Annotated in this window: 14 protein-coding genes; 7 read left to right on the forward strand and 7 right to left on the reverse strand. The window is 36.5% G+C overall.

Annotation, left to right across the window (positions count from 1 at the left end; genetic code table 11):
* Positions 1 to 52 precede the first annotated feature (52 nt).
* Together argF and A9G10_RS04875 are read left to right on the forward strand one after the other, a co-directional pair.
* Positions 53 to 1,063: an ornithine carbamoyltransferase gene (gene argF, locus A9G10_RS04870; RefSeq protein WP_065558491.1), complete on the forward strand. Its 1,011-nt coding sequence runs from the start codon at positions 53 to 55 to the stop codon at positions 1,061 to 1,063.
* Positions 1,064 to 1,160: 97 nt separating this feature from the next.
* A complete protein-coding gene (locus tag A9G10_RS04875) occupies positions 1,161 to 1,664 on the forward strand; it encodes a phosphatidylglycerophosphatase A family protein (RefSeq protein ID WP_065558492.1) in 504 nt (167 codons plus the stop codon).
* A 109-nt stretch (positions 1,665 to 1,773) separates the two neighbouring features.
* Here A9G10_RS04875 and nadK read toward each other — a convergent pair whose 3' ends face one another.
* Complete coding sequence (gene nadK, locus A9G10_RS04880; RefSeq protein WP_065558493.1) at positions 1,774 to 2,652, reverse strand: NAD(+) kinase; 879 nt, start codon at positions 2,650 to 2,652, stop codon at positions 1,774 to 1,776.
* Between the two features lie 157 nt (positions 2,653 to 2,809).
* Here nadK and grpE point away from each other — a divergent pair, with 157 nt between their 5' ends.
* Entirely contained in the window at positions 2,810 to 3,394 is a 585-nt protein-coding gene (grpE, locus tag A9G10_RS04885; protein WP_065558494.1) for a nucleotide exchange factor GrpE, read from the forward strand.
* Between the two features lie 104 nt (positions 3,395 to 3,498).
* Here grpE and mobB read toward each other — a convergent pair whose 3' ends face one another.
* Complete coding sequence (mobB, locus tag A9G10_RS04890; RefSeq protein ID WP_065558495.1) at positions 3,499 to 3,993, reverse strand: molybdopterin-guanine dinucleotide biosynthesis protein B; 495 nt, start codon at positions 3,991 to 3,993, stop codon at positions 3,499 to 3,501.
* Positions 3,994 to 4,078: 85 nt separating this feature from the next.
* On the opposite strand from mobB, the gene A9G10_RS04895 reads away from it, so the two are divergent.
* Positions 4,079 to 5,107: a threonine aldolase family protein gene (locus A9G10_RS04895; RefSeq protein ID WP_065558496.1), complete on the forward strand. Its 1,029-nt coding sequence runs from the start codon at positions 4,079 to 4,081 to the stop codon at positions 5,105 to 5,107.
* Between the two features lie 24 nt (positions 5,108 to 5,131).
* Here A9G10_RS04895 and mobA read toward each other — a convergent pair whose 3' ends face one another.
* Positions 5,132 to 5,716, reverse strand: coding sequence for a molybdenum cofactor guanylyltransferase MobA (mobA, locus tag A9G10_RS04900; protein ID WP_065558497.1), 585 nt, complete (start codon positions 5,714 to 5,716; stop codon positions 5,132 to 5,134).
* 286 nt (positions 5,717 to 6,002) lie between these two features.
* On the opposite strand from mobA, the gene A9G10_RS04905 reads away from it, so the two are divergent.
* Both A9G10_RS04905 and A9G10_RS04910 read left to right on the forward strand, forming a co-directional pair.
* Entirely contained in the window at positions 6,003 to 6,269 is a 267-nt protein-coding gene (locus A9G10_RS04905; protein WP_065558498.1) for a YihD family protein, read from the forward strand.
* Between the two features lie 16 nt (positions 6,270 to 6,285).
* Positions 6,286 to 6,987, forward strand: a complete 702-nt coding sequence (locus A9G10_RS04910) for a DsbA family protein (protein ID WP_081299056.1) — start codon at positions 6,286 to 6,288, stop codon at positions 6,985 to 6,987.
* Between the two features lie 156 nt (positions 6,988 to 7,143).
* Here the strand turns inward: A9G10_RS04910 and A9G10_RS04915 are convergent, their stop codons facing one another.
* Complete coding sequence (locus A9G10_RS04915) at positions 7,144 to 9,114, reverse strand: MacB family efflux pump subunit (RefSeq protein WP_065558499.1); 1,971 nt, start codon at positions 9,112 to 9,114, stop codon at positions 7,144 to 7,146.
* Position 9,115: 1 nt separating this feature from the next.
* Entirely contained in the window at positions 9,116 to 10,312 is a 1,197-nt protein-coding gene (locus A9G10_RS04920; protein WP_065558500.1) for an efflux RND transporter periplasmic adaptor subunit, read from the reverse strand.
* A 265-nt stretch (positions 10,313 to 10,577) separates the two neighbouring features.
* Between A9G10_RS04920 and A9G10_RS04925 the strand changes: the two genes are divergently transcribed.
* On the forward strand, positions 10,578 to 10,832 hold the full coding sequence (locus tag A9G10_RS04925) for a YfhL family 4Fe-4S dicluster ferredoxin (protein ID WP_065558501.1): 255 nt from the start codon (positions 10,578 to 10,580) through the stop codon (positions 10,830 to 10,832).
* Positions 10,833 to 10,836: 4 nt separating this feature from the next.
* Here the strand turns inward: A9G10_RS04925 and ispH are convergent, their stop codons facing one another.
* Positions 10,837 to 11,784: a 4-hydroxy-3-methylbut-2-enyl diphosphate reductase gene (ispH, locus tag A9G10_RS04930; RefSeq protein WP_065558502.1), complete on the reverse strand. Its 948-nt coding sequence runs from the start codon at positions 11,782 to 11,784 to the stop codon at positions 10,837 to 10,839.
* Between the two features lies 1 nt (position 11,785).
* Entirely contained in the window at positions 11,786 to 12,256 is a 471-nt protein-coding gene (gene lspA, locus A9G10_RS04935; RefSeq protein ID WP_143425955.1) for a signal peptidase II, read from the reverse strand.
* Positions 12,257 to 12,351 lie beyond the last annotated feature (95 nt).

The following is a 12,351-nucleotide window of genomic DNA, read 5'->3' on the forward strand; positions in this document are numbered from 1 at the left end:
ATAATTATTCAAATAGAATGGCGTAAATAATAATCTCGATTAGGAGCTCGTCATGCATGGTTTTTATCAGCGCCACTTTTTACGTTTACTCGATTTCACCCCAAGCGAAATTAATCAATTAATCGATCTTTCTATTCAATTAAAGCACGCTAAGCGACAAGGCACTGAAAAAAAACATCTGGTGGGTAAAAATATTGCCTTAATTTTCGAAAAAGACTCAACCCGTACGCGCTGTGCTTTTGAAGTGGGCGCATTTGATCAGGGGGCCCAAGTGACCTATTTAGGTCCAAGTGGGAGCCAAATAGGCCATAAAGAATCTATTGCAGATACAGCCCGTGTATTAGGTCGGATGTATGATGGTATTGAGTACCGAGGTTATGGACAAGATATTGTCGAAACCTTAGCGAAGTATGCCGGTGTCCCTGTGTGGAATGGATTAACCACCGAGGCACACCCTACACAGATTTTAGCTGACTTTATGACCATGAAAGAACATATTGGCAATCGGGCATTGAGCAGTGTTAAATTCGCCTATCTAGGAGATGCCCGTAATAATATGGGAAATTCGTTAATGGAGGGGGCAGCATTGATGGGAATGGAGATTCGTTTAGTGGCGCCTAAAGCGTGCCAACCCGAATCGGAACTGGTCAAACAGTGCCAAGATATAGCGAAAACGACAGGCGCTAAAATCGTTTTAACAGAAGATGTTGCTGATGGTGTAAATGGCGTTGATTTTCTGTATACCGATGTGTGGGTTTCCATGGGAGAACCTAAAGACGTTTGGGATGAAAGGGTCAAACTGTTAGCGCCTTATCAAATTAATCAAAATGTGATTAATCTTACTCATAATCCCGATGTGAAATTTATGCACTGTTTGCCTGCTTTTCATGATATGAATACCACCGTCGGCAAGCAAATGGCAGCGCAATATGGTTTAACAGATGGTTTAGAAGTGACTAACGAGGTATTTGAATCTCGACACAGTATTGTTTTTGATGAAGCAGAAAATCGTTTACATACCATTAAGGCCGTAATGGTTGCAACGTTAACCAAAGACGAATAATATAATACTCATCAATAAAAATGCTAATTAACTATCAGCATTTTGCTATGTTTGCCGACGTTAAGTCGGCATCATTTTATTAAATTCAAAAGTTAACATGACAAAACAAGCACGTAATAAAGATTTTAAAAAACACTTAAAACTTACTAATCCGATTCATTTTTTAGCGGTTGGATTAGGAAGTGGCTTATCCCCAATTATGCCTGGCACAATGGGGTCATTAATGGCGATTCCGCTGTGGTTGTTATTTAAAGATTTACAACCAATTTTATATTGGATCTTTATTATTGTGACATTTATGTTTGGCTGTTTTCTTTGTCAAAAGACATCAGATGATACGCATACGCATGACTCAGGGCATATCGTTTGGGATGAATTTGTTGGTATGTGGATAACGCTATTTTTTATCCCACAATATTCACTACTATGGATTGCGATTGCCTTTGTTGCTTTTCGAGTATTTGATATGGCAAAACCTTGGCCTATTCGTTGGTTTGATAAGCGTGTGCCCGGTGGTTTTGGTATTATGGTAGATGATGTAATTGCAGCGATTTTTTCATCCTTGACTGTTTATGTGTTGGCTTATGTGATTCCCTACTGATTTAAAATAACAACGCTTTAACCTTCTTGGTATGCTCGCAGATTAAAATGATTACCTGCGAGCCATAATCGATAATGATTTTCTGTCTAAAAGTGGTTAGCTAAATAAATTAATACATTTTTTGTGACCAACCCAATTTACTAGAAAGGTTATTAAAATAATCATAATCTTTAGAATGAATTAAATTAAATTCATATTCAGAACGGCGAATGATCACATCATGGCTTGGTTTGACCGGTAAAATAATTTGGCTATCGCAAGCAATATTCAAATCTAATGCAGTGGTTGGAAACTTAAGATGGATAGGGTTATCACTTTTGATGACTAATGGCCTTACCGCCAATGAGTGTGGAAACATTGGTGTAATAATGAGTGCATCTAAGTGAGGCGCTAAAATTGGTCCACCAGCAGACAAGGAGTAGGCGGTAGAGCCAGTTGGGGTTGCGATAATTAAACCATCCGCACGCTGTGAGAATGCATTGCGTTCATTGATATATACATCGTAATCAATCATATGCGCAACGGTGTTGGGCGTAACGACAATTTCATTAACGGCAAAACCGGAATTGATTAGATTGCCATTATCATAAATTGAAACTTCGAGTAAAAAGCGAGGGTCATCGTCATATTCTCCGGCAATAACTGGACTTAACTGTTCCACGACTTGCTCATGCGAAATGTCGGTTAAAAAGCCCAAATTACCCCGATTCACGCCGATTACTCTAATCTTATAATGTGATAAATAGCGAGCAGAACGCAACATATTGCCATCGCCACCAACGACAATCGCCAGATCAGCTTGTTCTCCAATCGTATCCAAATTGGCATAGACATTGGCTGGAAATTTAATAAATTCCGCTAATCGGTCTTCAACTAAAACACGAATCCCTAATTTGATTAACCAATCATAAAGCACTCTGTGGGTTTCGATAGCGTCTAATTTGCGTGGAATGCCAACTAAACCAATACATTTAAATGGTGCACCCATAAAATATCCTTGTCATTTTTTTATTTAAGTATCATTGATTTTTTTAATTAAAAATAAAAAAATATATATTAACCTATAGAGATAACCTTGCAATAACAAAAATCGTCCCCATAATAACCTTAATTCACTAAGTTTTCGACTATATTTGGAGTACCTTATGACAGAGCAAGACAAGAACATGTCAGAAAATGAACCTAACATTGATGTAGCGGTAGAAGAACCAAAAGAATCAGAAGCACCAGCTGAACCGAATTACGAGGAGCAATTAAAAGCGAAAGATGCACGTATTGCTGAATTAGAGCAGGCATTACAAATTGCGAAAAAAAATGAGAGTGAGGCGATGATTCGTGCCCGTGCTGAGATTGATAACGTTCGTAAACGTGTTGAACAAGACGTTGATAAAGCGCGAAAATTTGCGTTAGAAAAATTTTCGAATGAACTGTTGCCAGTTATCGATAATTTAGAGCGAGCTTTAGAATCTACCGATAAAAATAATCCTGAACATCAAGCAACTGTTGAAGGATTAGAGCTTACCTTAAAATCATTTTTAGATACCGTCAAAAAGTTTGGGATTGAGGTGATTAACACAGTAGATTCACAATTAAATCCTGATGTTCACCAAGCGATTAGCATGGTTGAATCGCCAGATCATCAATCAGGTCAAATCGTCAATACCATTCAAAAAGGTTATACCTTAAATGGTCGTTTAATTCGTCCGGCAATGGTGATTGTTGCGAAATAAATAAGCGATTATGCTGAGATAAAAGGGAAATCGAGTATTTCCCTTTTTTGTTTCGGTTTGTTCAAAAGATAGATTAATACATTTTTTATCTTTTATTTAAACTGTTATGGCAATGATAAATATCCTTTTATAAATTCAACGATTTGACCTGCTTGATTGATATCAAGAACGGGTAAATCGGTTTCTAAAGGGGCATCACTGGCGATGGCTAGGGTATATTCGTCAATATACAATTCAGATTGATTTGTATGCCGATGACAAATAATTTTAGGTATTTTTTCTTCTTTAAATCCTTCAATCAAAACGATATCGACATGGCTAAATTGGTTAATTAGTGTCGATAAATCGACAGGATTGTTTGGGGTCTCTTCAATAAATGCATAGCGGTTATCACATGCAATGATAGTTTGTAAAGAACCGGCTTTTCGCAGTTCATAACTATCTTTACCGGGAATATCCAGTTCAATATTATGATGCGCATGTTTTAACGAGCCAATGCGAAAACCCTGTTCGACCAATAAAGGAATTATTTTTTTGAGTAGGGTCGTTTTACCACTACCACTGAAGCCACTAATTCCAATCATTTTTGTATTGTGCATAGACTCTCTGCTTTATCGTGTTATATTGAAGATGCGATTAATATAACATCATATTAAAAAATGAAGTTGGAATAAAGGTAATGATATGTATGATTTTTTGAATGATTATAACCAAACAGTGCATCCAAGCTTGTTAAAAAGCTTTGTTGAAACGACCAATAAAAAGTTAAGTGGCTATGGTTTAGATGAGTGCTGTCATCAAGCTAAAGAAAATATCAAAAAGCGTCTAAAATCCCCGAATGCAGATATACATTTTATGCCAGGTGGAACTATCACGAATTTAACGGTTATTTCGCATATTTTAAAACCTTATCAAGCGGTTATTGCGACCGAAAGTGGACATATTAATGTGCATGAAACAGGGGCGATTGAAGCAACAGGGCATAAAGTATTAACGGTGAAAAGCCATGATGGAAAGTTAACACCTGAATTGCTAAAACCTGTTTTGGCACATCATCGTGATGAACATATGGTACAACCTAAATTAGTGTATATTTCAAACACCACCGAACTTGGTACTATCTATAGTAAGCAAGAGCTTAAAAAGCTATATCAATTTTGTCAAAATAATCAACTTTATCTGTATTTAGATGGTGCACGTCTGGCAATGGCATTAGCCGCAAAAGATAATGATCTAACCTTTCCGGATTTAGCTAAATATACCGATGTTTTTTATATAGGTGGCACGAAAGTGGGGGCATTTGCGGGTGAAGCATTGGTGTTTAATAAACTGACGATTAACCAAGATTTTCGATTTAGTATGAAGCAAAAAGGCGCAATTTTAGCTAAAAGTTGGATTGTTGCCGTACAAATGAATGCGTTGATGCAAAACAATTTGTATATCAAACTGGGTAAGCATAGTAATTATATGGCAGATAAACTGCAAACACTGTTTGAAAATGCTGGATTTTCATTCTTAAGTAAACCACAAAGCAATCAATTATTTGTTAGTGTGCCAAAACGATTAGCCAAGAAAATTCTTGCACATTATTCGGTCGATAATCTTGGGGCAATTGATGAGGCGCATATCGGGTTACGTTTTTGTACTTCTTGGGCAACACAGGATGTTGAAATAGACGATTTTGCTAAACACTTAACAAAGTGGAATAAATAGCAGTTTAATCTAAAAATAAGAGATTTATTTTTTTGATTGAGTGAGTTGCTCAAGTATCTCAGGGGTATTAATATTGGTAAAACATGATGGTTTATCACTAAAATCGACAGCATAAGCATTGATTTGTTGTAAAAATAACATCAATTTACGCTCACCTTGTGCCAAATAAGCTTTAAGTGGGGTAATGATGGTTTTATGAATCAATAAAATGGTTGGATGATGATACTGACCATCAAAGGGATAAACAGCGTGATGTGTCGTGGTGTGTTGGATTAAACGAAAGATTAAATCGTCAGGTAAAAAAGGCGTATCACAACTGACAAATAAGTTCCATTCAGTAGTGCTACGTAATAATCCACTGTAAATGCCGGAAAGGGGGCCATGATAACCTGCTAAATCATCAATGAAGGTAGGGTAGCCTGCCTTTTGATATTGATTCAGATTGCGATTACAGTTAATCATGATGAAATCTGTTTGTGATTCAATACGATCAATGACATGTTGATAAAGCGGTTTTCCATGTAGCTGTAATAATCCTTTATCGTTACCATTCATTCGGGTACTTTTTCCGCCAGCTAAGATAATTGTTGTAATAGGTAGTTTGCCCATAAAATGTCTCTGTTTCACATTGCGAAAAATCTAAATAGCATTACTATATAGCAAAATTAATTTAAGTTATAAGGGAAAATAGACTTATCACAATTATTTCATAGACATTAAATTGTATTGAAAGATAAGTCGATACCCATGACTTTTAACGTGTCGTTTGTATTTAATAAAAAGAATCGCTACTATTGTTTATGTTTCTGTGACAGAATTTATAGCGTTAAATATTTAACATTAATTTTATCTCATCATCTTCAATTAATTTGAAGTATACAAAAAGGTATGAATTATGAAATGTCATCGTATTGATGAATTAATGGAGTTATTACAGGCAGCCTGGGAAAAAGATTCAGATCTGAATCTGTTACAATTTCTTGCACAATTAGGGCAAGAAGCAGGTTTTGAAGGCGACTTAAAAGAGTTAAGTGATGAGGTTCTGATTTATCATTTAAAAATGCGTGACGCTGATAAAAATGAAGCTATCCCCGGTCTGAAAAAAGATTATGAAGATGATTTTAAAAGTGCATTGTTAAAAGCGCGTGGCATTATTAAATAATAAGGAGAATTGACTAATGAAAAAGACGTTTATTGCTTTGGGAGTATTACTTTTTTCGGTAAATAGTTTTGCAGAGCAAGCCCCCGCAAGTATTGACTCTAAGGAAGATCAAACACCGACTATTACGGCACCATTAGCACCGATTGAAAAAGGTGTTCAGTATGTTGTACTACCGACTAATCCATCACCAGACAAAGAAGTGATTGAGTTTTTTTCATTTAATTGTCCTAGTTGCTACCGATTTGAAACAAAATATCATGGTGCACAACTTATCAGTAAGGATTTACCAGAAGGGGTAAAATTTAAACGTTATCATTTAGAGGATTTTGGGCCACTTGCCAAGGAACTTGCCCAAGCATGGGCGATAGCTAATGTACTCGGTATTCAAGATAAAGCTTCAGATGCTTTTTATCAGGCAATACAAGAAGAACGCAGCATAAAATCTGCTGATGACATCAAAGCGGTATTTTTAAGATTAGGTGTGGATAGTAAAACGTTTGATGAAACGAAAGACAATTTTTTAGTTAAAGCTTTTATGGCACAACAAACTGATGCCATTAAAGAATTGAAACCAAACTCAATACCTTCTGTTATCGTTAATCGCAAGTTTTATGTCAATTCCAAAGGACTTAATATATCTGATGAACAAGCATTTATGAATGATTATTTAAGAGTGACTTCGTTCTTAGTCGGATTAGATCCTAAAACCGAAAATTAAGCGAGTGTCATTGATTAAAACATCTGTTTTGAGAGCGATAAATTGTCATATTATTTGAATGTAACATGATGACAATTTTTAAAGCTGTCATTTTAAATCCCTTTGCAAAATCATGATTGCAGAGGGATTTTAATTTTAGGTGAGGTTTTAAAAACGTTATTCTCGTTCTAAAGCATAAATCGGATCAAGTTTGGCGGCTCGTTTAGCTGGAAAATAACCAAAAATTATGCCAATGATACTCGAGCAACTAAAGGCAGCGATAATTGAAATGATAGAAAAACGCATCGCAAAGGATGTGACAACATAATTGAAAATCCCACCAACCACAAATGATAACAAGATGCCTAATGTGCCACCGATAAGACACACTAATACCGCTTCGATTAAAAACTGTTGCAGTATATCACTTGAACGCGCACCCACTGCCATGCGTACGCCAATTTCTCGGGTTCTTTCTGTGACGGATACTAGCATGATATTCATAACACCAATCCCCCCCACTAACAGTGAGATAAATGCAATGGTTGAAATTAATAATGTTAATACCCAAGCTGAGGAATTAACGGTTTCACGGATGCTATCTGAATTAAAAATAAAAAAGTCTTTAACACCATGCCGTTGTATCATAATTTTATTAATCGCTTGTTCAGCAATCGATAAATCAACATTATCATTGACCCGAACCGTAATACTTCTTAACGAGGTTTGTCCGACCATGCGATTAATGACTGTGGTGTAAGGAAGCCAGATGTTAAGGCTTTCATTATTACCAAAACCTTGTTGTTGTTTTGTGGCAACACCAATTATTCGTACCGGTAATTGACCCACCATCAGAATTTTGCCGATTGGATTTTCATTCTTAAATAGCTGTTTAACGGTATTTTCATCGATAACGGCATCTTGTGCTGACGAAGCAACACTGGTCTGATCAAAAGCAATACCTTGCGTAATGTTATAGCCACGAACGGCAAAAAATTGCTCTCCAACACCATTTACTGTTCCCGTTACAGCCAAATTTTTAACCCGAAAATAGACTGATGTTGCCAGATTTGGGGTCGTGCTATGTACAAAACTTTGTTTTGCTAAAAAGTCGGCGTCGGATGAGCGTAAGGTGGTAATTTTATCAGCGTTGCGATCCCCAAATCCGCTTCCGGGATAAATTTCGAGTGTACTTGTCCCTAACGAATTTATATTCGATAATATTTTTTGTTTGGTGCCTTCGCCTAAGGCAACCATTGAAACGACCGAGGCAATACCAATGATAATACCAAGCATGGTAAGAAAAGTTCGTAATCGTTGAGAAAGCATCGACAATATTGCCATATTAAAGGCATCTCGAAAACGATTGTACTTAGCTTGAAAGTTGTCTTGGGTTTTTGTCGTTTCGATCTGTTTGACTTGGCGATGATCCTCTTCTTCTGCGTGATAGTTAGGATTGATTGAGTCAGAGATAATATTTCCGTCACTGATTTCAATAATTCGCTCCGCACTTTGGGCAATATTACTATCATGTGTCACAATAATGACGGTATGCCCTTGTTTGTGAAGTTCTCGCAAGATAGCCATGACTTCTAATCCGCTTTTACGGTCAAGTGCGCCCGTTGGTTCATCTGCTAAAATAACTTGTCCGCCGTTTATTAAGGCTCGAGCAATACTGACACGCTGTTGTTGACCGCCAGATAATTGACTGGGTTTATTATTAATCTTATCTTCAAGCCCTAAACGGGTTAATATTTCAATAGCTCGTTTTTTTCGTTGTTCATTGGTGATTCCGGCATAAATAGCTGGGATTTCAACATTACCTTGTGCCGTTAAGGCGTTTAGCAAATGATAACGTTGAAAGATAAAACCAAAGTGTTCACGACGTAATTCAGCTAATTCATCAGGTGATAATTGATTGGTGGTTCGTCCTCCAATGGTATAGACACCAGAGCTTGGTTTATCTAAACAACCTAAAATATTCATTAATGTTGATTTGCCCGAACCAGACGCCCCAATAATGGCAACCATTTCGCCAGCATTAATCGTTAGATTGATGCTTTTAAGCACTTGAATGGTTGAATCGCCAGCTGGAAATTCACGAACAATGTTTTCAAGTTTAATAAGCGGATTATTAGTGTTTGTCATATCAGAATCTTATCCTCGGCGTGCGTCCATTAGGATTAAATAATGCGCCATTGTCACTACCAATAATGACGACTTCCCCTTCTTTAAGTCCGGATTTGATTTCCACATTAATATTATTATTGATACCTAAACTGACTTCTCGTTCTTCAGCATTATTATGTTGATTAAGTACATAGACAATTGCTTTATTATCTGCCAAATTTTTTTGGATAGCTTGAGATGGGATTGCCAATACATCTTTTGCTTCAGATAAAACAATATAAACTTGGGCTGTCATCGAAATTCGTAAAATATGATCAGGATTATCAACATCGAATAATCCATTATAGTAAATTGCTGTTTTAGTGGTGGATGAAGAAGCGCTTAAACTTGATGAACTTTCCGTATTAATCGAATCTGGCGCAGGTTCAATGGCGCGTAATGTTAAACCGTCAAAACGTCTATTAGGTTCACCTAATATGGTGAAATAGACGGGCATTCCTTTTTTTACATTAATAACATCCGCTTCTGAAATTTGTGCTTCAATGGTCATCTTATCTAATTGTGCAACCTTCACAATGGTTGGTGCACTTTGCACAGAGTTAACGGTTTGACCTTGATCAACGGGTATGGCGACAATCACGCCATCAATAGGTGATCGTATTTTTGTATAACCAAGATTCACTTTGGCTGTATCAACAGCGACTTGTGCACTGATGATATTTGCATCTAAGGCAGCAATATCTGCTTTGATTGCATCGAGATCGGCTTTGGCTGAATCTAAATCGGATTGAACGCCGACCCCTTTATTGACGAGTTTTAATTGGCGATTATAAGTCAGTTGGTAATTAATTAAGTTGGCTTGTTTTGATTTACGTTGTGCTTCAAGGCTACTAAGCGAAGCTTCGGCTTGTTTCAAATCATTGCTCTGTTTTAGATCATCAATTTCAGCAATCATGTCCCCTTGTTTAACTTGATCACCTAATTCAACATATAACTTTTTGATCTGACCCGAAACCTGCGCACCCACGCTGACTTGCTTGAAAGCGCTAATTGTACCATCAGCCAGTACCGTTTTTTCAATATTAACTTTAGTCACAGGTGAGGTAATATAATTCACTGGTGATTGTGACGGAAAAACGATCAGCTTGATAATATAGAGAAGCACAAACAGAAAAATAGCAATCACTATATTTTTGAATTTAATTAACTTTAACAATATCTTTTCATCCTTTTATTCTATTCTTTAATCGTTTTAGCATTGTAGCGTAATAATATAAATGTTATTGATAACTATTCTTAATAAATTGTAATTATTATGAAAATAATACAGGCTAAATTATCTAATTTATATTGAAATATTTCAATAAATTCAGACTTATTGAGTCTATCATGAACATGATATCCGTATTCTTTTTTAGAAATTAGGAAGGATTGCGCTATAATGGCGCAAATTTTTTGGAGATGATAAAGTTAATTGAGCAATGGCATTAAAAATAACCAGTAAATGTATTAATTGTGATATGTGTGAGCCTGAATGTCCTAACGAGGCTATCTCTATGGGGTTTGATACTTATGAAATCGATCCTAACAAATGCACTGAATGTGTCGGTTATTATGATCATTCAACTTGTCAGCGTGTTTGCCCAATTCAAAATGCTATTATTGCTGATCCTGAGCATGTCGAGACCCATGAACAGCTATTGGCAAAATTTGAGCAACTAAAACACACAAATTAACCCGTTAGTTTGCTTTTACTTCAATACGCAATTCTTTTGGAATTTCAAAGGTAATATTTTCTAAAATCCCGTCTGTTTCGATCAGTGATGTGCAACCCAAACTTTTCAAATGTTCAATAACCTGTTGCACTAATATATCGGGTGCAGATGCGCCTGCTGTTACGCCCACCGTGCGAGCATTAGTTAGCCATTCTTGCTCAATATCGGTGGCATAATCAATCAAATAAGCATTTTTACTGTTGCGTCTGGCAAGTTCAGCTAATCGGTTTGAATTGGATGAATTTTTTGAACCGACGACAAGTATCACATCTGCTTGTGAGGAAAGTTGTTTTACGGCTTGTTGTCGATTGGTTGTAGCATAACAAATATCATTTTTACGTGGGCTACGGATTTTAGGAAATCGTACTTTTAAGGCAGCAATGATTTCAGCCGTATCTTCCACTGATAAGGTCGTTTGAGTGGTAAAGCAAAGGTGATCTTCGTTTTTGACTTGTAATGTTTGAACATCGTTTATCGATTCAATCAAATAAATACCACCATTAGGATTATTGTATTGACCTAATGTACCATCCACTTCAATATGCCCGGCATGACCGATTAAGACCACTTCTTCACCACGATAACTGGATCTTGCCACTTCCATATGAACTTTAGTCACTAATGGGCAAGTTGCATCAAAGATACGAAGTTTTCGCTTTTTTGCTTCTTCACGCACCGCTTTAGATACACCATGCGCAGAAAAGATAAGAATACTATCGTCAGGTACTTCGTCAATTTGTTCAATAAAAATTGCGCCTAACTCTTTTAAGTTGTTAACCACATAGCGGTTATGTACCACTTCATGGCGAACATAAACAGGTGCGCCAAAGAGTTCAAGTGCGCGTTCAACGATCGTGATAGCTCGATCAACACCAGCACAAAAACCTCGAGGGTTAGCTAAAATAATTTGCATATTATTCGGTCTTTTGGGGTTTTTTATAACTACTTAAAATAAATAATCCAATACCGATACAAATCGCACAATCAGCAATATTAAAGGTTGGATAGTGCCAGCTACCGAAATTCACATCTAGAAAATCAACCACAAAACCATGATAAAGGCGGTCAAATAGGTTGCCTAAAGCACCACCTAATATAAGTGATAATGAAAAATTTTCTAATTTTTGCTGTCGTTTATTACGATAAAGCATATACAAAATAGCACCACTAATGAGTAAAGCAACGGCTGCAAGCATCCAACGTTGACCTTCAAAAATACTAAATGCAGCGCCAATATTTTGTACATAAGTAATCGAGAAGAAAGGCAACACGTTAATTGATTCATAAAGGTGGAATTTATTTAGGATCCAAAATTTACTAGCAATATCAATAAAAAACACAATTGTGCTAGTCATTAACCAGTAAAGTCCATTCTCTTTTTTCATAAAGTTCATGCTCATGATGATATTTCGCCGACTGTTGTCGGCGTTTAATGTAATAAGTGGCTATAAGCTATTGTCTTATAGCCGTGTTTATCTGT

The sequence above is a fragment of the Gilliamella sp. wkB308 genome, assembly GCF_001690185.1.
Taxonomy (GTDB): Bacteria; Pseudomonadota; Gammaproteobacteria; order Enterobacterales; family Orbaceae; genus Gilliamella; species Gilliamella apicola_I.